The organism is Escherichia sp. E10V10, assembly GCF_004211985.1.
Taxonomy (GTDB): domain Bacteria; phylum Pseudomonadota; class Gammaproteobacteria; order Enterobacterales; family Enterobacteriaceae; genus Escherichia.
Genome location: NZ_RHJO01000003.1, coordinates 43752 through 66925, shown reverse-complemented (window position 1 = coordinate 66925; position 23174 = coordinate 43752). Strand labels below are relative to the sequence as shown.

23 protein-coding genes are annotated in these 23174 nt (G+C 50.1%); 11 read left to right on the top strand and 12 right to left on the bottom strand.

Annotated elements, in window-relative coordinates; genetic code table 11:
- Positions 1-3: 3 nt before the first annotated feature.
- Both D9736_RS06775 and ygiW read right to left on the bottom strand, forming a co-directional pair.
- On the bottom strand, positions 4-486 hold the full coding sequence (locus D9736_RS06775) for a GyrI-like domain-containing protein (RefSeq protein ID WP_130218178.1): 483 nt from the start codon (positions 484-486) through the stop codon (positions 4-6).
- A gap of 51 nt (positions 487-537) precedes the next feature.
- On the bottom strand, positions 538-930 hold the full coding sequence (gene ygiW, locus D9736_RS06770; RefSeq protein ID WP_130257981.1) for an OB fold stress tolerance protein YgiW: 393 nt from the start codon (positions 928-930) through the stop codon (positions 538-540).
- A gap of 151 nt (positions 931-1081) precedes the next feature.
- On the opposite strand from ygiW, the gene qseB reads away from it, so the two are divergent.
- From qseB to D9736_RS06750, 4 genes are all read left to right on the top strand, one after another.
- Complete coding sequence (gene qseB, locus D9736_RS06765; protein WP_130223937.1) at positions 1082-1741, top strand: quorum sensing response regulator transcription factor QseB; 660 nt, start codon at positions 1082-1084, stop codon at positions 1739-1741.
- Entirely contained in the window at positions 1738-3087 is a 1350-nt protein-coding gene (qseC, locus tag D9736_RS06760) for a quorum sensing histidine kinase QseC (RefSeq protein ID WP_130257980.1), read from the top strand. Before qseB ends, qseC begins: the two co-directional genes overlap by 4 nt.
- A gap of 109 nt (positions 3088-3196) precedes the next feature.
- Positions 3197-3778 (top strand): NADPH:quinone oxidoreductase MdaB, encoded by a 582-nt coding sequence (mdaB, locus tag D9736_RS06755; protein WP_000065441.1) that lies wholly within the window; start codon positions 3197-3199, stop codon positions 3776-3778.
- Between the two features lie 30 nt (positions 3779-3808).
- Positions 3809-4123 carry a putative quinol monooxygenase gene (locus D9736_RS06750; protein ID WP_000633737.1) on the top strand — a complete coding sequence of 105 codons (315 nt, stop codon included), beginning with the start codon at positions 3809-3811 and terminating at the stop codon, positions 4121-4123.
- A gap of 44 nt (positions 4124-4167) precedes the next feature.
- Here D9736_RS06750 and D9736_RS06745 read toward each other — a convergent pair whose 3' ends face one another.
- The 5 genes from D9736_RS06745 to D9736_RS06725 are packed head-to-tail and all read right to left on the bottom strand — an operon-like array spanning position 4168 to position 8845.
- Positions 4168-5055 (bottom strand): MurR/RpiR family transcriptional regulator, encoded by an 888-nt coding sequence (locus D9736_RS06745; RefSeq protein WP_000614954.1) that lies wholly within the window; start codon positions 5053-5055, stop codon positions 4168-4170.
- Entirely contained in the window at positions 5052-5999 is a 948-nt protein-coding gene (locus D9736_RS06740) for an iron-siderophore ABC transporter substrate-binding protein (protein WP_001305988.1), read from the bottom strand. The genes D9736_RS06745 and D9736_RS06740 overlap by 4 nt, the downstream gene beginning before the upstream one ends.
- A 10-nt stretch (positions 6000-6009) precedes the next feature.
- Positions 6010-7047 (bottom strand): iron ABC transporter permease, encoded by a 1038-nt coding sequence (locus D9736_RS06735; protein ID WP_130258129.1) that lies wholly within the window; start codon positions 7045-7047, stop codon positions 6010-6012.
- 8 nt (positions 7048-7055) lie between these two features.
- A complete protein-coding gene (locus tag D9736_RS06730; protein WP_130257979.1) occupies positions 7056-8039 on the bottom strand; it encodes an iron ABC transporter permease in 984 nt (327 codons plus the stop codon).
- The gene (locus D9736_RS06725) at positions 8036-8845 is read right to left on the bottom strand and encodes an ABC transporter ATP-binding protein (RefSeq protein WP_000940874.1); all 810 of its coding nucleotides are present in this window, start codon (positions 8843-8845) and stop codon (positions 8036-8038) included. The genes D9736_RS06730 and D9736_RS06725 overlap by 4 nt, the downstream gene beginning before the upstream one ends.
- Before the next feature lie 373 nt (positions 8846-9218).
- Between D9736_RS06725 and D9736_RS06720 the strand changes: the two genes are divergently transcribed.
- Positions 9219-11360, top strand: coding sequence for a TonB-dependent siderophore receptor (locus tag D9736_RS06720; protein ID WP_130257978.1), 2142 nt, complete (start codon positions 9219-9221; stop codon positions 11358-11360).
- A 63-nt stretch (positions 11361-11423) separates the two neighbouring features.
- Here the strand turns inward: D9736_RS06720 and parE are convergent, their stop codons facing one another.
- Genes parE through nudF form a run of 5 tightly spaced genes read right to left on the bottom strand, consistent with a single transcriptional unit; the run spans position 11424 to position 15830 of the window.
- Positions 11424-13316 (bottom strand): DNA topoisomerase IV subunit B, encoded by a 1893-nt coding sequence (parE, locus tag D9736_RS06715; RefSeq protein WP_130218204.1) that lies wholly within the window; start codon positions 13314-13316, stop codon positions 11424-11426.
- A gap of 28 nt (positions 13317-13344) precedes the next feature.
- Positions 13345-13926, bottom strand: coding sequence for an esterase YqiA (yqiA, locus tag D9736_RS06710; RefSeq protein ID WP_130257977.1), 582 nt, complete (start codon positions 13924-13926; stop codon positions 13345-13347).
- Positions 13926-14753 (bottom strand): 3',5'-cyclic-AMP phosphodiesterase, encoded by an 828-nt coding sequence (gene cpdA / locus D9736_RS06705; RefSeq protein WP_130218206.1) that lies wholly within the window; start codon positions 14751-14753, stop codon positions 13926-13928. Before cpdA ends, yqiA begins: the two co-directional genes overlap by 1 nt.
- Before the next feature lie 24 nt (positions 14754-14777).
- Positions 14778-15200 carry a DUF1249 family protein gene (locus tag D9736_RS06700; protein WP_130257976.1) on the bottom strand — a complete coding sequence of 141 codons (423 nt, stop codon included), beginning with the start codon at positions 15198-15200 and terminating at the stop codon, positions 14778-14780.
- A complete protein-coding gene (gene nudF / locus D9736_RS06695; protein WP_021564655.1) occupies positions 15201-15830 on the bottom strand; it encodes an ADP-ribose diphosphatase in 630 nt (209 codons plus the stop codon).
- Between the two features lie 204 nt (positions 15831-16034).
- On the opposite strand from nudF, the gene tolC reads away from it, so the two are divergent.
- From tolC to dsbI, 6 genes are all read left to right on the top strand, one after another.
- Positions 16035-17516, top strand: coding sequence for an outer membrane channel protein TolC (gene tolC, locus D9736_RS06690; RefSeq protein ID WP_130257975.1), 1482 nt, complete (start codon positions 16035-16037; stop codon positions 17514-17516).
- A 147-nt stretch (positions 17517-17663) separates the two neighbouring features.
- Positions 17664-18335 (top strand): DUF1190 family protein, encoded by a 672-nt coding sequence (locus tag D9736_RS06685; protein ID WP_000831534.1) that lies wholly within the window; start codon positions 17664-17666, stop codon positions 18333-18335.
- Between the two features lie 5 nt (positions 18336-18340).
- Positions 18341-19501: a glutathionylspermidine synthase family protein gene (locus D9736_RS06680; protein WP_130223918.1), complete on the top strand. Its 1161-nt coding sequence runs from the start codon at positions 18341-18343 to the stop codon at positions 19499-19501.
- Between the two features lie 481 nt (positions 19502-19982).
- The gene (locus tag D9736_RS06675) at positions 19983-21779 is read left to right on the top strand and encodes an aryl-sulfate sulfotransferase (protein ID WP_130257974.1); all 1797 of its coding nucleotides are present in this window, start codon (positions 19983-19985) and stop codon (positions 21777-21779) included.
- Positions 21780-21796: 17 nt separating this feature from the next.
- A complete protein-coding gene (locus D9736_RS06670; protein WP_000040018.1) occupies positions 21797-22465 on the top strand; it encodes a thiol:disulfide interchange protein DsbA/DsbL in 669 nt (222 codons plus the stop codon).
- Between the two features lie 14 nt (positions 22466-22479).
- Positions 22480-23151 (top strand): protein-disulfide oxidoreductase DsbI, encoded by a 672-nt coding sequence (gene dsbI, locus D9736_RS06665; protein WP_130257973.1) that lies wholly within the window; start codon positions 22480-22482, stop codon positions 23149-23151.
- Positions 23152-23174 lie beyond the last annotated feature (23 nt).

Here is a 23174-nt window from a genome sequence, read left to right as displayed (position 1 = left end):
CCATCACACCAACGGCACATAAACATCCGTTTCCAGTCGCTGCTCTGTCATCCCTTCGGCAAGATTGGTGTAGTGAAACAGGAGCGGTGCTTTACGCATTTTCTCACCACTTTCAGGAAGCCAGCGGCGAATGATGGCCCAGATGGTATGAGATATGTTATCCAGGTCGCCAACATGGCGGGCTACGGCATAACGTCCCGAAGTAAGTTCACCATTACTCACGCCATAACGATTATCCGGAATCGGTTCGTTAACGCTGCCGCAGATATCAAAGCGAAATGCTTCAGGCGCGGTGGTGGCAGGATCGTCCCAGGCGACGCCAAAAGTCTGGCTTTGGTTAACAGGAGAAAGCCCCGTCTCTTTGCGCCACATGATAAATTTTGCCACGCTGTAGTTGAGCAACTCAGGGCTACAGCGATGTGGCAACATCGCCACGCGGGTTGAAGGGAAATCGATAATGTTTACATCCAGTGTCAGGTTTGTCATTTTGCCTCCCTGCGAAATTATTCCCGGGAACGCGTCCCGGGAGCGGTAAAATTACGGGTTTACTTTGCGGATCTGTTTAACGTCAATTTCAACAGAGTTCCAGTCTTTATCCACTTCGCCCTGAATCTCAACCGTATCTTTCGGCGTTACCGTCACACCGTTCCAGCGTTTGTGGTCGATATCTACATTGATGGTGCCGCTGGCATCTTTGAACAGATACAGATCGTCAGAGATGCGCTCAACGATATTGCCACGCAGAGTTACCCAGGTGTCGTCACGCAGAGATTTCGCGTTTTCTACGTTAGTTACGCTGCCGTTCGGCCCCTGGAATCCTCCGGTCTGACTTTGTGTTGCCGATGGGCCAGAAAAACCCCCCTGCTCTGCTGCCATTACCGGTGCGCTGCACAGGGCTATTACTGCAATTGCTGCTGCGAATTTTTTCATGTTTGTTACTCCCTTTAATGTCTGTTTCCGAGTATTAAACAAGATAGTCCTTAACAACTTCTTAAGGAAAAAAAAGAAAATTTAGGGCTGTACAGAGCACGTTACAACACGGTTTACTTGCAACAAATACAGTTATCGCAGGGATGAAAAGATGCGAATTTTACTGATAGAAGATGACATGCTGATTGGCGATGGCATCAAAACAGGTCTGAGTAAGATGGGTTTTAGCGTCGACTGGTTTACGGAAGGCCGTCAGGGAAAAGAGGCGCTTTATAGCGCGCCTTATGACGCGGTGATCCTTGATCTCACCTTACCGGGAATGGATGGTCGCGATATTTTACGCGAGTGGCGGAGTAAAGGTCAGCGTGAACCGGTACTGATTCTCACCGCTCGCGACGCTCTGGCCGAACGCGTGGAAGGTTTGCGCCTGGGAGCCGACGATTATCTGTGCAAACCTTTTGCATTGATAGAAGTGGCCGCCAGGCTGGAAGCTCTGATGCGCCGAACCAACGGCCAGGCCAGCAACGAGCTGCGCCACGGTAACGTCATGCTCGACCCCGGCAAACGTATCGCCACGCTGGCTGGCGAACCCTTAACGCTGAAACCAAAAGAATTTGCCCTGTTGGAATTACTGATGCGTAACGCTGGTCGGGTACTGCCACGCAAACTGATTGAAGAAAAACTGTATACCTGGGACGAAGAGGTCACCAGCAATGCCGTTGAAGTGCATGTGCATCATCTGCGGCGCAAACTTGGCAGTGACTTTATTCGTACCGTTCACGGTATAGGCTACACATTAGGTGAGAAATGAAATTTAACCAACGTCTTAGTCTGCGAGTCAGGCTGACGCTAATCTTTTTAATTCTGGCCTCGGTGACCTGGCTGCTTTCCAGCTTTGTCGCCTGGAAGCAAACAACGGATAACGTCGATGAACTGTTCGACACCCAACTGATGCTGTTTGCCAAACGGTTAAGTACGCTCGATCTCAACGAGATTAACGCTGCGGATCGCATGGCACGGACACCAAATAAATTAAAACATGGTCATGTGGATGACGATGCGTTGACCTTTGCCATCTTTACCCACGACGGCAAAATGGTGCTCAATGATGGCGATAACGGAAAAGACATTCCCTACAGCTATAAACGTGAAGGATTTACTAACGGTCAACTGGTAGATGAAGATGATCCCTGGCGTTTTGTCTGGATGACGTCGTCTGATGGTAAATACCGCATCGTTGTAGGTCAGGAATGGGAATACCGTGAAGACATGGCGCTGGCGATTGTCATCGGACAACTGATCCCGTGGCTTATCGCCCTGCCCATTATGTTAATCATCATGATGGTACTACTGGGGCGTGAACTCGCACCGCTGAACAAACTGGCGCTGGCGCTACGTATGCGTGACCCTGACTCGGAAAAACCACTCAATACTACTGGCGTACCCAGCGAAGTAAGTCCACTGGTCGAGTCGTTGAATCAACTGTTCGCCCGCACACATGCGATGATGGTCCGTGAGCGCCGCTTTACCTCTGATGCAGCTCACGAACTGCGCAGCCCATTAACAGCACTGAAAGTACAAACCGAAGTCGCACAGCTTTCTGACGATGATCCGCAGGCACGGAAAAAAGCACTGATGCAATTACATTCGGGGATCGATCGCGCCACCCGCCTGGTTGATCAGTTGCTCACCCTGTCGCGGCTCGACTCACTGGATAACCTTCAGGACGTCGCGGAGATCCCGCTTGAAGACCTCCTGCAATCGTCGGTGATGGATATTTACCATACAGCGCAGCAGGCAAAAATTGACGTGCGGCTGACGCTCAATGCCCACGGCATCAAACGTACCGGACAACCACTATTGCTAAGTCTACTGGTACGAAATCTGCTGGATAACGCAGTACGTTACAGTCCACAGGGCAGCGTGGTGGACGTCACTCTAAATGCAGATAATTTCACCGTAAGAGACAACGGCCCCGGTGTGACGCCAGAGGCGCTGGCGCGAATTGGTGAACGTTTCTACCGCCCACCAGGACAAACCGCTACCGGCAGCGGGCTTGGGCTATCGATTGTCCAGCGAATCGCCAAATTGCATGGCATGAATGTTGTGTTTGGGAATGCGGAACAAGGTGGATTTGAGGCGAAGGTAAGCTGGTAGTGGTGATATTTTTGCAAAATTCGCAAAAGACTTTGCACATTTTGCTAATTTCACCGCACCGCTCTGTGACGTACTATAGTCGGCAAACGTCTCACCCTGAGGATAAAAAATGAGCAACATCCTGATTATCAACGGCGCGAAGAAATTCGCCCACTCCAATGGTCAACTGAACGACACCCTGACCGAAGTCGCGGATGGTACGCTGCGCGACCTCGGGCATGATGTCCGCATCGTTCGCGCCGAGAGCGACTACGATGTCAAAGCCGAAGTACAAAACTTTCTCTGGGCTGATGTGGTGATCTGGCAGATGCCAGGTTGGTGGATGGGCGCACCGTGGACGGTGAAGAAATATATCGATGATGTGTTCACCGAAGGTCACGGCACGCTGTATGCCAGCGATGGTCGTACCCGCAAAGATCCGTCAAAAAAATACGGTTCTGGCGGCCTGGTACAGGGCAAAAAATATATGCTTTCCCTGACCTGGAACGCACCAATGGAAGCCTTCACCGAAAAAGATCAATTCTTCCACGGCGTCGGCGTTGACGGCGTGTATCTGCCGTTCCATAAAGCAAACCAATTCCTGGGTATGGAACCGCTGCCGACATTTATCGCTAATGACGTGATAAAAATGCCTGATGTTCCCCGCTATACTGAAGAATATCGCAAGCATCTTGTAGAGATTTTTGGTTAACTAGGGCTCTGGCTTTAGAAGGAGTTAACCATGATTACAGTAATCGCAGAAATCCGTACTCGTCCTGGTCAACATCACCGTCAGGCGGTATTGGATCAATTTGCTAAAATCGTTCCAACCGTACTGAAGGAAGAAGGTTGCCACGGCTATGCGCCGATGGTGGATTGCGCTGCTGGCGTGAGTTTCCAGTCTATGGCGCCGGACTCTATCGTGATGATTGAGCAGTGGGAAAGCATCGCGCATCTTGAAGCGCACTTGCAGACCCCGCACATGAAAGCGTACAGCGAGGCCGTAAAAGGCGATGTGCTGGAGATGAATATCCGCATCCTGCAACCGGGGATTTAACATTCCTGAAAAGAGGCCGGTGTTGCAACCGGCCTCAGGTCAGATTAGCCATTCTTTCTTCCCGTTTTCAAACCCCGATGGAAATCGTTGATTCGCTTAATGGTTTTAACCGCACGCTGCGGCACCGCGGAAGCCACCGACCAAACAATCATTTCCAGGCACAACAATACCGTACCATGTAGTGGCGTTTTCCCCTTTTCATCCCCGCGCGGAACATGAATCACGATACTGGCGTCTTTGCTAAAACGTGAATCCAGCGCGTTTGTCAGCAAAATAACAGGGATCCCCAGCCGTCTCGCTTCACGCAGCGTTGTCAGCCCTTCCCGGTGCGCAGATTTTTGCGCCATCATGATCAGAACATCGCCACGTTGAAGCGCGATCAGTTGCTCGGCAAGGCCAATACCCGTACGGTTTAGCGCCGTGGCTGGCAAGCCTATGCGGTTGAATAGTCGTGCGGTATAGTCCGCCAGAATACCCGAAGCGCCAATGCCAAAAATTGCGACTTGCCGTGCCTGCACCAACAACGCTACAGCTTGCGCAAGCGCGTGGCGGTTTTCAGGCTCTGACAGGACATTACAGGTATACAAATGCCCTTCAAGAACAAAGTCGATTGCGGTGTTAACATCGCTCGTCAAGTTACTCACCGTCGTAGACATCTTTTCGCTGGAACTAAGGGCTGGACCAAGCCACTGTTCCAGAGTGCGTTTCAGATCTCGCAGCCCGGCAAACCCCAGGGCCTGTATAGCCCTGATAACTGTGGCATCGGAAGTGTTCAACGTGGCCGCAATTTCCATCGCCGTTTGCTCGAGTACCACTTCACGATGCTCATTAATGTAGCTGGCGACAGCTCTTAACCCAGGCGTTAACTGACTCGCGCGAGTGCGAAAACGCTCACCATAAATATCAACCCGCGTTTTGTCTTTCTGGATCATTTAGCCTCCGGTAGAGGTCGTCCCGCAATTTGTGATTGTATCTGCGCAGCCATTAGCCCCAGAGATGCAAAGGAGTTAGAAATCGCCTCTTCACGAGAAATCAGCACATAGCGCCCGGAACGACAGGCCGTCAGAAACTGACACCATCCCGGCATGACTTTTTCCATTGCTGCCAGCTCATCCTGAGGTTTACCACCGGTGTCACCGCGCCAGGTTGCAAAAACAAAATCGGCATCCAGTTCAGGTAAACGCTCCGCGCTCACATCCATTCGTCCACCTTCAGGAATGCTCTCAATCAGCGGCGGAAAACGAAAACCAGCATCGCGTAATACCCGCCCCAGCGAATGATAGCTATGCATCACATTAATTTTTCCCTGATTTGCCTGAATCACCGATACCGTTATTTTTTGGCTGTCCAGCGTCGCCTTCAGCGCATTGATTTGTGCCTGATAGCGGCGTTCAAGTATCGCCAGCTGCGACTGCGTTCCTGTAAGTTCTGCCAGCTTGCGGTAGATTTCTGGCGCGCCCCCTTTGAGATGATCAATGCTCACCGTGGGCGCAATTTTTTCCAGTTGTTCAATGGGCGTATTACGGGTCGGTTCTGTGATGATCAGATCAGGCTTTGCCGCCACAATCGCTTCAATATCAATATCAGCGGTGCCAATAAAAGCGATCGATGAATTATCAAAGTCGACACCTGTCAATAACGCGCCTGATCGAATGAAATGGCTACCGTCAGGCCGGGTTCGCCCGTGGCTGGCGACAGGAGGTACACCGAGCTCAATCAGAGGAATAGTGATATCAAGATCGTGTAAAGAGACAATTCTCTTTGGATGAGCAGGAACTGTGACTTTGCGCCCTAAATCATCAGTAAAGACCTGAACAGGTTCTGTCGCGCGGGCAAAGAATGACAACAGTATCAGCAGAGAAAAAAATAAACGCATATAACTCCCATTAAAAACTGTTCCTGCGCTGCCAGAGCAGTAGCAAAAAGAATGGTCCACCAATCAATGAAATAATGATTCCGGCAGGCAGTTGCAAAGGCAAAAAAGCCAAACGACCAATGCTATCCGCCAGGATAACTAACAACGCCCCCGATACGGCGCTCCCCAGCAGTAATGTCGTCTGCCCGCCACGTAGAATAAAACGTGATATATGGGGTGCTATCAATCCGACAAAACCGATGTTACCAACACACGAAACGCAGACGGCTGTCAGGATTATTGGTGCGGCGACACGTAGCAACGCCAGACGAGAACTATTCACCCCTAACCCGGTGGCAACCTGATGACCAAGCAGAGCGATATCCGCCGTCCGGGCGGTGAATAGCAATAAAAGAGCGGCTGGCAACATCCAACAGGCTGAAATACCGACTAACATCCAGTTAGCTGCATGCAGGCTTCCCGATAGCCACATCAATGCAGTTTGTACATCTCGAACATCTGCAGTGGTCATAAATACACCGATACCGGCGGCGAAAAACCAGGAAACACCAATGCCAATCAGAACAAATCGCGGACGGGAAATATCGCGCGCGCAAAAAATCACGATTAAAGCCACCAACAAGCCACCAGCAAGACCAGCCACTGGACGCCAGAACATTCCCAGCATTGGAAACTGGAAAATCAGCCACAGCACCGCCACGCTACATCCTTCTTTGACGCCGATTAAACCGGGATCGGCAAGGCCGTTACGCGCAATGGATTGCATTGCGGCCCCCGCCATACCTAACATGGCCCCGCATAGCAATGCCATGATGGCTCTCGGCAAGCGAATATCCTGCACAATATAACGTGCGTCTGTGCTTACGTTTTCAGGAGAGAACAATGCTCGTCCTACTTCCGATGCCGGGACGGAGAAAGAGCCATGCATCAGACCGAATATCAGTATTCCAACCGCAAACAGAAACAGCCCACCAAGCAACACCAGATTTTTAGGGCGTACCAGTGTCGAAAACTTACCAACACGTAGTGGGCGTAGCCCGACGTTCATTATCCGACTCATTTGAACATCCTCGTCGCCATAATGACAAAAACGGGCGCACCAACTAACGCCGTCATGACACCGGTCGCTAACTCATGGGGCGTGAAAAGCGTCCGGGCAATAATATCTGCCAGTAATAACAAAAGCGCGCCGACACAAGCTGAAAGAGGGAGCAGAACGCGCAGATCCGCTGATACCAAACGCCGGACAATCTGCGGTACTAGCAAACCGACAAAGCCAATGGGGCCAGCAATCGATACGGCAGCACCGCAGAGCAACGCGATCGCGATCAAAGTGAATGTCCGCGTCCGTAGAACCGAGACGCCCAGACCTTGCGCCATGCGATCGCCCAGAGCCAGCATATTAAGAGAGGGCGCGAGGTAAAGGGCTAATACAAATCCCCCCAGAGAAAACCAGCCGGACGTACCCAACGTCGCCCAATCCTGCCCCGCTAAATCACCCGCTAACCATGTCCGCATTGCCAGCAGCGTTTGCTCGTCAAGAATCAGGATTGCCGCCGTTATTGAGGACACGAACGCCGATAGCGCCACGCCGCATAAAGTAACTTTCATTGGCGTTAACCCTGAACGCCCTGCGGAGGAAAGCAGCAATATCAACAGGAACAATAACGCGCCCCCCGTAGATGCCAGCAGTGGGCGTCCAACAGGAAAGGCCAGTCCAAGCGCACTGGCGGCAACGACAGCAAGAGCGGCTCCGGCATTTAAGCCTAAAATATGTGGCTCCCCCAATGGGTTACGAATGACAGCCTGCAACAAAGCACCGGCAACACCAAGAGAAGCACCGGTAAGCAATGCTGCCGCTAAACGCGGCAAACGGAGTCTTACAATTACGTTGTGATCGAAGTTTTGCGGATCAAAATGAAGAAATGCCTGCAACACCGTTTGTGGTGCAATAAATCGGGCACCAATCCCTGGATATACCACGCATCCCACCAGCAGTAAGGCGAGGAAAATTACAGTAACCAGCCCTGTGCGCATCATACTTTTTCTACACCACGAAACGGCATGAAGAACGGTTTTCCCGTCAGAGGATTTATTGATGCGTGAACATCAACGTCAAAGACAGCTTTTACCAGCTCAGGCGTGCAATGCTCCCCCTCATTCAACACACGCACCACTTTCCCCTGGCGTAAAAATATCAACGTATCGCCATAATTGACGGCAAAATTCAGATCATGCAACACCACGACGACTGTACGCCCGTGATGACGCGTTAAGTCATGTAATAACTCAAGAATTTCAACCTGATAACGTAAATCAAGCCAGGTTGTGGGTTCATCCAGCAGGATATAAGGCGTCTTTTGCGCTAATACCATCGCAATCCAGCAACGCTGGCGCTGCCCACCAGAGAGTTTTTCAACCGGTAAATGCGCAAACTCCTGCGTTCCGGTTAATTTCAGGGCCTCTTCTACCGCCTGCTCGTCGGCGTCGCTCCATTGACGTATGAAATTCTGCCAGGGAAAACGCCCACGCGACACCAGTTCATAAACGGTTAAGCCCTCCGGCAATAATGGCGACTGCGGCAAGATCCCAAGTCTACGGGATAACGCTTTCGTTGGTTGCTCGTGAATCGCTTTACCATCCAGCAATATCGAGCCGCCCATAGGTTGCAAGATACGTGCAATGGTGCTGAGCAACGTCGACTTTCCACAGCCGTTTGCCCCAACCAGAACGGTCATTTTTTCTGTGGGAACGGAGAAAGAAACACCATCAACAATGATTTTCTTGTGATACCCGGCAGAAACATTGTCGAGGATCAGCCCCTGCCCTTTTGCGTTATGTGCCACGTGTACGCCAACTTAATCAAAGACAAACAAAAATAAAACTCATTCTCTTTTGAGAGTTTGACGCCACAAAATGTAGTAGTCAAGAAGTTAAAAGCCATACAAAAACAAGGTAAATAACAGGTGAAATATTTTTAAATACAAAAATAAAACTATTAAATATTAATAAATTACCATCAATTTAATTGCATTAACCTCTCATAAAAACACATGTAGCAATTTTTTGTTATTTCTCATTTACTACTACATCACCTCATGATTGAATGATTCTCAATTACATATCCGATGGCGAAATAACAAACGGATAGTGCTTAGTGAGCAACAAGAAACAATTTTCACTCACGACAATCCGTGAGTTTTTGGGATAACAGACTAAATGGCTAAGTTCACACCTTCATTCTCAGGAATCAAAGGTCGGGCGCTCTTTTCACTGCTCTTTGCAGCACCAATGATTCATGCAACCGACACTGCAACGACCAAAGATGGCGAAACAATCACTGTTACAGCGGATGCAAATACCGCAACTGAGGCGACCGATGGTTATCAACCTCTGAGCACCTCCACGGCGACATTAACCGATATGCCGATGCTGGATATCCCGCAGGTGGTCAATACGGTTAGCGATCAGGTTCTGGAAAATCAGAATGCGACGACGCTGGATGAGGCGCTTTATAACGTCAGTAACGTGGTACAGACCAATACATTAGGCGGGACTCAGGATGCTTTTGTACGCCGTGGGTTTGGCGCAAACCGGGATGGCTCCATCATGACCAACGGTCTGCGAACCGTACTTCCTCGCAGCTTCAACGCTGCAACAGAACGTGTAGAAGTGCTAAAAGGTCCGGCCTCCACGCTGTATGGCATTCTCGATCCTGGCGGACTGATTAACGTCGTGACAAAGCGCCCGGAAAAAACATTCCATGGTACTGTCTCAGCCACTTCCTCCAGTTTTGGCGGAGGCACTGGGCAACTGGATATCACAGGTCCCATTGAAGGCACTCAGCTGGCATACCGCCTGACGGGGGAAGTGCAGGATGAAGATTACTGGCGGAATTTCGGTAAAGAGCGCAGCACATTTATTGCCCCATCACTCACCTGGTTTGGTGATAATGCAACAGTAACCATGCTCTATTCACATCGGGATTATAAAACGCCGTTCGATCGTGGAACGATTTTCGACCTTACGACGAAACAGCCCGTAAACGTTGATCGAAAAATACGTTTCGACGAACCGTTTAATATTACAGATGGTCAGTCCGATCTGGCGCAACTCAACGCAGAATATCATCTCAATAGCCAGTGGACAGCGCGCTTTGATTACAGCTACAGCCAGGATAAATACAGCGATAATCAGGCTCGTGTTACCGCGTATGATGCAACGACAGGAACGCTGACACGGCGTGTTGATGCAACTCAGGGATCTACCCAGCGTATGCATTCTACTCGTGCGGATCTGCAAGGGAATGTTGATATTGCTGGATTCTATAATGAGATTCTGGGTGGGGTATCATATGAATATTATGATCTTCTGCGCACAGATATGATTCGCTGTAAAAACGCTAAAGATTTCAATATCTACAACCCTGTTTATGGCAATACCAGCAAATGCACAACGGTCTCGGCGTCGGACAGCGATCAGACGATCAAACAGGAGAGCTACTCAGCTTATGTACAGGATGCGCTCTATCTGACAGATAACTGGATTGCTGTCGCCGGGCTCCGCTATCAGTATTACACACAATATGCGGGTAAAGGCCGTCCTTTTAATGTCAATACTGACAGCCGCGATGAACAATGGACGCCCAAACTGGGGTTAGTCTACAAACTGACGCCATCGGTATCCTTATTTGCTAATTATTCGCAAACATTTATGCCGCAGTCGTCAATTGCCAGCTACATTGGCGATCTTCCACCGGAATCATCTAATGCTTACGAAGTCGGGGCAAAATTCGAGCTGTTCGATGGTATAACCGCAGATATTGCGCTGTTTGATATCCATAAACGTAACGTGTTGTATACCGAAAGTATTGGTGATGAAACCATCGCCAAAACGGCAGGCCGCGTTCGTTCTAGAGGGGTAGAAGTCGACCTTGCGGGAGCATTAACTGAAAACATTAATATCATTGCCAGCTACGGCTATACCGATGCTAAGGTTCTGGAAGATCCTGATTATGCAGGAAAACCATTGCCGAATGTTCCTCGTCATACCGGTTCGCTATTCCTGACCTATGATATTCATAACATGCCAGGCAATAACACACTGACGTTTGGCGGTGGCGGACATGGTGTAAGCCGTCGTTCGGCAACCAATGGGGCTGACTATTATCTGCCAGGCTATTTTGTTGCCGATGCCTTCGCCGCATACAAAATGAAATTGCAGTATCCGGTCACACTGCAATTAAACGTCAAAAACCTGTTTGATAAAACGTATTACACCTCTTCCATCGCCACAAATAATCTGGGGAATCAGATTGGCGATCCGCGTGAAGTGCAATTCACGGTGAAAATGGAATTTTGATAAAAAAAGCCCGGTATACACGTGTATACCGGGCTATGTTTTATTCTCCTGACGGGAAGATTATCAGACCTCAATCTCCGCCATGTCACCTTTCTCTTGCAACCAGTTACGGCGATCTTCCGAGCGTTTCTTCGCCAACAGCATATCCATCATCGCGTCGGTACGCTGATCGTCTTCATCATCGATGGTCAACTGCACCAGACGGCGAGTGTTCGGGTCGAGCGTGGTTTCACGTAGTTGCAGCGGGTTCATTTCACCCAGACCTTTAAAACGCTGGACATTTGGCTTGCCTTTCTTGCGTTTTAATTGTTCGAGCACGCCCTCTTTCTCTTCTTCCGTCAAGGCGTAATAGACCTCTTTGCCAAGGTCAATGCGGTAGAGCGGTGGTAGCGCTACATATACGTGACCATGTTTCACCAGCGTACGGAAGTGTTTTACAAACAAGGCGCAGAGCAACGTGGCAATGTGCAGACCATCGGAGTCAGCATCCGCCAGGATACAGATCTTGCCATAACGCAGTTGGCTAAGATCATCGCTGTCAGGATCGATACCGATCGCTACCGAAATATCATGCACTTCCTGCGAGGCCAGCACTTCGTCGGAAGAAACTTCCCAGGTGTTAAGGATCTTACCTTTCAGCGGCATGATCGCCTGATATTCACGATCGCGCGCCTGCTTGGCAGATCCGCCTGCGGAGTCACCTTCCACGAGGAACAGTTCGGTACGGTTAAGGTCCTGCGCGGTACAATCAGCCAGTTTGCCAGGCAGTGCCGGGCCGCTGGTCAGCTTTTTACGCACCACTTTTTTGGCCGCACGCATACGGCGCTGGGCACTGGAAATCGCCATCTCCGCCAGCAGTTCAGCCGCCTGAACGTTCTGGTTCAGCCACAGGGTAAAGGCATCTTTCACCACGCCAGAAACGAATGCCGCGCACTGACGCGAAGAGAGACGCTCTTTGGTCTGCCCGGCAAACTGCGGATCCTGCATTTTTACTGACAGCACATAGGCACAGCGATCCCAGATATCTTCCGCCGACAGCTTCACGCCGCGCGGCAGGATGTTGCGGTATTCGCAAAACTCACGCATCGCATCCAGCAGCCCCTGACGCAGACCGTTAACGTGCGTACCGCCCTGCATCGTTGGGATCAGGTTGACGTAACTTTCGGTCAGCAGTTCGCCACCTTCCGGCAGCCACAGCAGCGCCCAGTCAACGGCTTCCGTTTCACCGTTAAAGTTACCGATAAACGGTTTTTCCGGCAGTGTCGGCAGGCCGTTTACCGCTTCCGCCAGGTAATCATTCAGACCGTCCTGATAGCACCAGCGTTGTTCGGTATTGTTGATCTCATCTTTAAAAGTGATCTCAACGCCAGGACACAATACCGCTTTGGCTTTCAGCACATGTGTAAGGCGTGAAACAGAGAAGCGCGGGCTGTCAAAGAAGGTTTCATCCGGCCAGAAGTGCACGCTGGTACCGGTATTGCGTTTACCGCAAGTGCCGACAACCTGCAAATCCTGCACCTTTTCGCCATTTTCAAAGGCGATGTTATAAATCTGACCATCGCGGCGCACGTTAACTTCTACGCGCTTTGACAGGGCGTTAACCACCGAGATCCCCACGCCGTGCAGACCGCCAGAGAACTGGTAGTTTTTGTTAGAAAATTTACCGCCCGCGTGCAAACGGCAAAGAATCAGTTCTACCGCCGGAACACCTTCTTCCGGGTGAATATCCACCGGCATCCCACGGCCATCGTCAATCACTTCCAGCGACTGGTCAGCATGTAAAATAACGTCCACGCGTTTTGCGTGACCCGCCAGTGCTTCATCCACACTGTTATCAATGACTTCTTGCCCCAAATGGTTAGGGCGAGTGGTATCGGTATACATCCCCGGACGGCGGCGAACCGGCTCAAGCCCGGTGAGTACCTCAATGGCATCAGCGTTATAAGTTTGCGTCATGGTTTAAGTTAGTAATTCGAGTTGATCGTCAGAGATGGTGCAGACCAAGAAAATCGACGATCGGGTTGAAATAATCTTCGAAGCCCGTGAATGCGTGGTTGCCGCCTTCTATAACAGTCTGGCGGCAGGAAGCGTAGTACGCCACCGCCTGGCGGTAATCCAGCACTTCATCTCCCGTCTGTTGCAGCAGCCAGATCAAATCCGGCGCTTCCAGCGGGTCAATCTGCATGACTTTAAGATCGTAAATATGGCGAGACTCTAGCACATATTGCTGCCCGGTGTAGGGGTTCTCGTTCTGACCGAGATAGTCCGTCAGCAGTTCAAACGGGCGCACCGCCGGGTTTACCACCACTGCGGGCAGCATAAAACATTGCGACAACCAGGTGGCGTAATATCCCCCCAGTGACGAACCGACAATACCCAGCGAATCGCCGCCATGTTCCAGGACAATGGATTCCAGCAGTTCTGCCGCATCGGAAGGATACGGCGGTAACTGCGGAATAATCAGCTCAACGTCAGGGTGATGTTCCGCCAGCCAGTTTTTCAACAAGCTCGCTTTCGCAGAAAGCGGCGAACTATTGAAACCGTGTAAATAAAGAAGCGTCGACATCAGTAACCTTCTGAAGCGGTATCTGGTTGGAAACGGGAGTCTGCCAGGCGGTGTACTTCTGTGGTCAGCGTACCATCGGCATGGAGTTCCAGCGTACGCCAACCGGGCGCGATGGTGTCCAGCGTGAAGTTGGAACAGTGCGGCTTAAACTGCACGCAGGTCGATGGCGTTGCCAGCAGGCGACGACCGTTCCAGTCGAGATCCAGTTCCTGATGGATATGGCCGCATAACAGATATTTGACGTGCGGAAACTTCACCAGCACGTTATCCAGTTCGCCCGCGTTACGCAGGCTGTGTTGGTCAAGCCAGCTACAGCCCGCAGGCAACGGATGATGATGCAGCAACAGCAAGGTATGGCGCTCTGGCGCATCAGCCAGTTTACGTTCCAGCCACTCGAGTTGAAACTCGCTTAGCTCACCGTGCGGTACGCCAAACACCTGGCTGTCCAGCAACAGGATTTGCCACTGTTCACCGATAAACACGCGTTTCGCTGAAGATATACCCGCGTCCTGTAGCGCGCTGTACATCGCAGGCTGGAAATCATGGTTGCCCGGCAGCCAGACGCAGGGCGCACGAAAACTTGCGATGCCTTCAGCGAAGTGCTGATAGGCCGCAGCCGTTTGATCCTGCGCTAAATCACCTGTCGCGACAATCAGGTCGAATTCGTGCTGGTGTGGGCGAATCGCCTCCAGCACCGCCTGGTAACTTTCCCAGGTGTTCACCCCTAACAGGGCTTCGTGCTTTTGCGCAAACAGGTGAGTATCGGTAATTTGTAAAATCCTGACTCTGGACTCACCAGCCAGAGGAAGGGTTAACAGGCTTTCCAAATGGTGTCCTTAGGTTTCACGACGCTAATAAACCGGAATCGCCATCGCTCCATGTGCTAAACAGTATCGCAACCAGTCCGCTAAAAACTGATTAATTTGATGCTTTTCGTCGCGTTGATGCAACTTTTTATTAGGATAATCATACCGCGCTTTGAAGCGGAAAATCTGCTGACTTGAACACACTTCAGCCACCATCGCGTCATGATACAGACGCACCGTCATCGACGGAAGGCTCCAGTAACTGATCGCGGGCGCAATCTGTTCAATAGTCACCAGGGTAGTGTATCGGGTCGATTCCACAATCGTTAGCCGATATTGTGCATCTGCCACCTGATAGCTTACAGTTTCACCGGGTGCGTCATTGCGCGGTAACAAACGGCGCAATTGTGAAAAGTTCATCTCGCACAGGCGCATCATTTCAGGAAAGTCAGGTGTGTAACGCTTCATTTATGCCCACTCATTTTTTAACGCTTGATGATGCAGTTGCAGCCATTGCAAAGCGATGACCGACGCTGCGTTGTCGATTTTCCCCTCTTCTACCCATTGGTATGCCTGTTCCCGACTTACCACATGAACGCGAATATCTTCGTTTTCATCAGCCAGACCGTGAATACCGCTTGCGGTCGTGGCGTCCACTTCGCCCACCATAATTGACGAACGCTCGCTGGTGCCGCCCGGGCTTGCCAGGAAACTTAACACCGGTTTGGTCCGTTTCACTTTTAGTCCCGCCTCTTCAATCGCTTCGCGACGGGCAACATCTTCCACACTCTCACCTTCTTCAATCATCCCGGCAACCATTTCCAGTAACCAGGGCGTTTCGCTAGTGTCATACGCGGCGATTCGTATCTGCTCAATCAGTACAACTTCATCGCGCACTGGGTCAAAGGGTAGCAAGACTGCGGCGTGACCGCGTTCAAAAATTTCCCGTCGGACCTCATGACTCATTTGTCCGTTGAATAGACGATGGCGAAATCTATAAAGATCTAATGAAAAAAAGCCGCGATAAAGTGTTTCTCGTGCAATAATTTCTACATCGTTTTTGCCAAATGTAACGGGCAGGTTGTCTGGCTTAAGCATGGCTAATGTCCTGGCACTAATAGTGAATAAAATGTGAATTTCAGAGACGTTTGACTGCCGTTTGAGCAGTCATGTGTTAAATTGAGGCACATTAATGCCCTATGGCACGTAACGCCAACCTTTTGCGGTAGCGGCTTCTGCTAGAATCCGCAATAATTTTACAGTTTGATCGCGCTAAATACTGCTTCACCACAAGGAATGCAAATGAAGAAATTGCTCCCCATTCTTATCGGCCTGAGCCTTTCTGGGTTCAGTTCGTTGAGCCAGGCCGAGAACCTGATGCAAGTTTATCAGCAAGCACGCCTTAGTAACCCGGAATTGCGTAAGTCTGCCGCCGATCGTGATGCTGCCTTTGAAAAAATTAATGAAGCTCGCAGTCCATTACTGCCACAGCTAGGTTTAGGTGCAGATTACACCTACAGCAACGGCTACCGCGACGCGAACGGCATCAACTCTAACGCAACCAGTGCGTCCCTGCAGTTGACCCAGTCCATTTTCGATATGTCGAAATGGCGCGCACTGACCTTGCAGGAAAAAGCTGCCGGTATTCAGGACGTCACTTACCAGACCGATCAACAAACTTTGATCCTCAACACCGCGACCGCTTATTTCAACGTGTTGAATGCCATTGACGTGCTTTCTTATACTCAGGCACAAAAAGAGGCAATCTACCGTCAGTTAGATCAAACCACCCAACGCTTTAACGTGGGCCTGGTGGCGATCACCGACGTGCAGAACGCCCGCGCACAGTACGATACCGTGCTGGCGAACGAAGTGACCGCACGTAACAACCTCGACAACGCCGTTGAGCAGCTGCGTCAGATCACCGGTAACTACTATCCGGAACTGGCGGCGCTGAATGTCGAAAACTTCAAGACCGACAAGCCACAGCCGGTTAACGCGCTGCTGAAAGAAGCCGAAAAACGCAACCTGTCGCTGTTACAGGCTCGTTTGAGCCAGGACCTGGCGCGCGAGCAAATTCGCCAGGCGCAGGACGGTCACTTACCGACTCTGGATTTGACGGCCTCTACCGGAATTTCTGACACCTCTTACAGCGGTTCAAAAACCCGTGGTGCGACCGCAGGCCAGTATGACGACAGCAATATGGGCCAGAACAAAGTGGGCCTGAGCTTCTCGCTGCCGATTTATCAGGGCGGAATGGTTAACTCACAGGTGAAACAGGCACAGTACAACTTTGTCGGTGCCAGCGAGCAACTGGAAAGCGCCCATCGTAGCGTCGTGCAGACCGTGCGTTCCTCCTTCAACAACATTAATGCATCTATCAGTAGCATTAACGCCTACAAACAAGCCGTGGTTTCCGCCCAAAGCTCATTAGACGCGATGGAAGCGGGCTACTCGGTCGGTACACGTACCATTGTTGATGTGTTGGATGCGACCACCACGCTGTACAACGCCAAGCAAGAGCTGGCGAATGCGCGTTATAACTACCTGATTAACCAGTTGAATATTAAATCAGCTCTGGGTACGTTGAACGAGCAGGATCTGCTGGCACTGAACAATGCGCTGAGCAAACCGGTTTCCACTAACCCGGAAAACGTTGCCCCGCAAACGCCGGAACAGAATGCTATTGCTGATGGTTATGCGCCTGATAGCCCGGCACCAGCCGTTCAGCAAGCATCCGCACGCACTAACACCAGTAACGGTCATAACCCTTTCCGTAACTGATGACGACGACGGGGCTTCGGCCCCGTCTGAACGTAAGGCAACGTAAAGATACGGGTTATCTGCCGCATTCTTCCCCCTTCTCGCTTCAATTTCGACCAGCCATCCTCTATTCTGATGGGTATTTACCACTGGTCCCGGAAGACAAAAATGAAACGGACAAAATCCATACGCCACGCATCGTTCCGTAAAAACTGGAGCGCACGCCACCTGACACCTGTCGCTCTCGCTGTTGCTACTGTTTTTATGCTGGCAGGCTGTGAAAAGAGTGATGAAACTGTGTCTCTCTATCAAAATGCTGACGACTGTTCAGCTGCAAACCCAGGCAAAAGCGCCGAATGTACCACCGCGTACAACAATGCGCTGAAAGAAGCAGAACGTACTGCGCCGAAATACGCCACTCGTGAAGACTGTATTGCCGAATTTGGTGAAGGTCAGTGCCAGCAGGCGCCAGCCCAGGCTGGCATGGCACCTGAAAACCAGGCGCAGGCCCAGCAATCCAGCGGGAGTTTCTGGATGCCGTTGATGGCCGGTTACATGATGGGACGTCTGATGGGCGGCGGCGCGGGATTTGCACAGCAGCCGCTGTTCTCCTCGAAAAACCCAGCCAGCCCGGCTTACGGTAAATATACCGACGCGACGGGTAAAAACTATGGCGCAGCCCAGCCAGGCCGCACCATGACCGTACCGAAGACGGCAATGGCACCAAAACCGGCGACCACCACTACCGTTACCCGCGGCGGTTTTGGTGAATCTGTTGCCAAACAAAGCACTATGCAGCGTAGCGCAACCGGCACCTCTTCTCGTTCAATGGGTGGCTGATACCGATGGAAAGAGTCAGTATTACCGAGCGCCCAGACTGGCGTGAAAAAGCCCACGAATACGGTTTCAATTTTCACACCATGTACGGCGAGCCGTACTGGTGTGAAGATGCTTACTACAAGTTAACCCTCGCCCAGGTTGAAAAGCTGGAAGAAGTCACCGCCGAACTGCACCAGATGTGCCTGAAAGTGGTGGAAAAAGTGATCTCCAGCGATGAGCTGATGACCAAATTCCGCATTCCAAAGCACACGTGGAGTTTTGTGCGTCAGTCATGGCTGACGCACCAGCCGTCGCTTTATTCACGCCTTGATCTGGCGTGGGATGGCACTGGCGAACCTAAACTTCTGGAAAATAACGCTGATACGCCCACATCACTGTATGAAGCAGCATTCTTTCAGTGGATCTGGCTGGAAGATCAGCTTAACGCGGGCAACCTGCCGGAAGGCAGCGACCAGTTTAACAGTCTGCAAGAAAAGCTGATCGATCGCTTTGTCGAGCTGCGTGAACAGTATGGCTTCCAGTTGCTGCATCTCACCTGCTGTCGTGACACGGTGGAAGATCGTGGCACCATCCAGTATTTGCAGGACTGCGCGACGGAAGCTGAAATTGCTACCGAGTTCCTGTACATCGACGATATCGGTTTAGGTGAAAAAGGTCAGTTCACGGATTTACAGGATCAGGTCATCGCTAACCTGTTCAAACTGTATCCGTGGGAGTTTATGCTGCGCGAGATGTTCTCCACCAAGCTGGAAGATGCTGGCGTACGCTGGCTGGAACCGGCGTGGAAGAGCATTATCTCCAACAAAGCACTTCTGCCGCTACTGTGGGAGATGTTCCCGAATCATCCGAACCTGTTGCCCGCTTATTTTGCGGAAGATGATCATCCAGAAATGGAAAAATATGTGGTTAAGCCAATCTTCTCGCGTGAAGGCGCAAACGTGTCGATTATCGAGAATGGCAAAACCATTGAAGCAGCAGAAGGTCCGTATGGCGAAGAAGGCATGATTGTTCAACAATTCCATCCGCTGCCGAAATTTGGCGACAGCTATATGTTGATTGGTAGCTGGCTGGTGAACGATCAACCCGCCGGAATTGGCATTCGTGAAGACCGTGCATTGATCACCCAGGATATGTCTCGGTTTTATCCGCATATTTTTGTTGAATAACACTGCTTAATATTGCCCCGATAATCGGGGCAATTTTCATAATCCATCATTTATAATCTCCATCAATATATAAATCCATACATCTCCAACTTTTATTTAACATTAATAACCAATTTAATGTTAAATCGTCATATGTAAGTGATATTGCAATTAAAGTAAGTAAATAAATCACCGCATAACACATTGATATATATTAAATATTTTGTTTTTATCTCTTCATATTTTAATTTAATAATTAAAAAACAATGTCGCAGAGATCACACTACGCAATATTGAGCATTGTTATTGATATATCGCCACCCTACTATCCATTAAAAATAAATAGTTGTTTCAACAAATAACAACATATTCAAAAGCAGCAAAACATTCTCATATTTTATTAGAGTTACATTATTCATTCACAAAACAAATTTATTAGTACCATCTCAACAGTCGATATTCATCATTATTATATATTTGCGTTATATAAGGAGATATATCCATGTTTGATAAATATAGAAAAACACTGGTAGCCGGAACAGTAGCATTAGCTCTGGGGTTGTCTGCAACTGGCGTAATGGCGGCGGGTTTTAAACCTGCACCACCTGCCGGGCAACTCGGTGCAGTCATTGTCGATCCCTACGGCAATGCCCCACTGACCGCTTTGGTTAACTTAGATAGCCACGTCATTTCTGACGTCAAAGTTACCGTCCACGGGAAGGGCGAAAAAGGCGTTGAAATCAGCTATCCCGTAGGCCAGGAGTCACTAAAAACTTACGATGGTGTACCGATTTTTGGTCTTTATCAGAAATTTGCCAACAAAGTGACCGTTGAGTGGAAAGAAAACGGCAAGGCCATGAAAGATGATTACGTGGTGCAAACTTCAGCCATCGTCAACAATTACATGGATAACCGTTCCATCTCTGATCTACAGCAGACCAAAGTCGTTAAAGTCGCACCTGGTTTTGAAGATCGCCTCTATCTGGTTAATACCCACACCTTTACGGCACAAGGTTCCGATCTCCACTGGCACGGTGAGAAAGATAAAAATGCCGGGATCCTCGATGCAGGTCCGGCAACCGGCGCACTGCCTTTTGATATCGCACCCTTTACTTTCATTGTCGATACCGAAGGTGAATACCGCTGGTGGCTGGATCAAGACACCTTCTACGATGGCCGTGACCGTAATATCAACAAACGTGGTTATCTGATGGGTATCCGCGAAACACCACGCGGCACCTTTACCGCAGTACAAGGCCAGCACTGGTACGAGTTCGACTTGATGGGTCAGGTGCTGGAAGATCATAAACTGCCGCGCGGATTCGCTGACGCCACTCATGAATCCATTGAGACGCCTAATGGTACGGTACTGTTGCGCGTAGGTAAGAGTAACTACCGTCGCGATGACGGCGTACACGTCACCACCATTCGTGATCATATCCTCGAAGTCGATAAATCTGGTCGCGTTGTCGATGTATGGGATCTGACGAAGATCCTCGATCCGAAACGTGATGCTCTGCTCGGTGCACTGGATGCTGGCGCAGTTTGCGTTAACGTTGATCTTGCTCACGCCGGACAGCAGGCAAAACTGGAACCAGATACGCCGTTTGGCGACGCGCTGGGTGTAGGACCAGGTCGTAACTGGGCGCACGTCAACTCCATCGCCTATGACGCGAAAGATGACTCAATTATCCTCTCTTCTCGTCACCAGGGCGTTGTGAAAATTGGTCGTGATAAACAAGTGAAATGGATCCTTGCCCCCTCGAAAGGCTGGGAAAAACCATTGGCCAGCAAATTGCTGAAACCCGTTGACGCTAACGGTAAGCCGATCACCTGTAACGAAAATGGCCTGTGTGAAAACTCAGACTTCGACTTCACCTATACCCAGCATACCGCATGGATCTCCAGCAAAGGTACACTCACTATCTTTGATAACGGCGACGGTCGCCATCTGGAACAACCTGCCTTACCAACCATGAAATATTCCCGTTTTGTGGAATATAAGATTGATGAGAAGAAAGGTACCGTTCAGCAAGTTTGGGAATACGGTAAAGAACGCGGTTACGATTTCTATAGCCCAATCACCTCCATTATCGAATACCAGGCTGACCGTGACACCATGTTCGGCTTCGGTGGCTCCATTCATCTGTTTGACGTCGGTCAGCCGACCGTCGGTAAGTTGAACGAGATCGACTACAAAACCAAAGAAGTGAAAGTGGAAATCGACGTGATGTCTGATAAACCCAACCAGACTCACTACCGTGCGCTGTTAGTCCGTCCAAAACAGATGTTTAAATAATTAAGAAGGGAATAAAAATGTCGAAATTAGGGATCTCATCACTGTTTAAAAGCGTACTACTTACTGCGGCTCTGGCGGTTTCATTTACTGCTTCTGCATTTACCGAAGGCACGGATTATATGGTCCTGGAAAAACCGATTCCGAATGCCGACAAAACGCTGATTAAGGTATTCAGCTACGCCTGCCCGTTCTGTTACAAGTACGACAAAGCGGTTACCGGTCCGGTATCGGAAAAAGTGAAAGATGTCGTTGCTTTCACGCCGTTCCATCTGGAAACCAAAGGCGAATACGGTAAACAGGCGAGCGAAGTCTTTGCTGTCTTGATCAATAAAGATAAAGCAGCAGGTATTTCCTTATTTGATGCTAACTCTCAGTTTAAGAAAGCCAAGTTTGCCTACTACGCGGCTTATCACGACAAAAAAGAACGCTGGTCTGACGGTAAAGATCCCGCGGCCTTTATCAAAACGGGTCTGGATGCTGCTGGTATGAGCCAGGCGGATTTTGAAGCTGCACTGAAAGAGCCAGCGGTACAAGAAACACTGGAAAAATGGAAAGCCTCTTATGAAGTCGCCAAAATCCAGGGTGTTCCGGCTTATGTCGTTAATGGTAAGTACTTGATCTACACCAAGAGCATCAAATCCATCGACGCGATGGCAGACCTTATCCGTGAGTTAGCAAGCAAATAACAGGGAAACAGGCTATGGGTATTAAGGGAATGTGGAAAGACCTTCGCGCATCACCAGTCGACACACTGGTCAGATGGCAGGAGCAACGCTTTTTGTGGTTGTTAATGGCCGTTGCGATGGGCGCGTTAATTATCCTGGCGCACTCTTTCTTCCAGATCTATCTCTACATGGCCCCCTGTGAGCAATGTGTATACATTCGCTATGCCATGTTTGTGATGGTTATTGGAGGATTGGTTGCGGCGATCAACCCGAAGAACATCATCCTTAAGCTGATTGGCTGCGTGATGGCATTTTACGGCAGCATCATGGGGCTGAAGTTTTCATTCAAACTGAACGATATCCACCATGCAGTGCATAACCCGGATCCCGATTCACTGTTTGGCGTTCAGGGTTGCTCTACCGATCCAACTTTCCCCTTTAACCTGCCGCTGGCACAATGGGCACCAAACTGGTTCAAACCTACCGGGGATTGCGGCTATGATGCGCCAATCGTTCCCGATGGCGTCACACTGAGCAGTATGCAGCAGTGGTTTGTGGCGATGTATCAGCAATCTGAAGGCTGGTATCTGCTACCGCCGTGGCACTTTATGAACATGGCTCAGGCCTGTATGTTGGCTTTTGGTCTTTGCTTATTGCTGCTATTAGTGATGAGCGGCGCATGGGGACTCAAGCTGCTGAGAAAGTAAGGTAATGCAAACCGAAGCCAGAA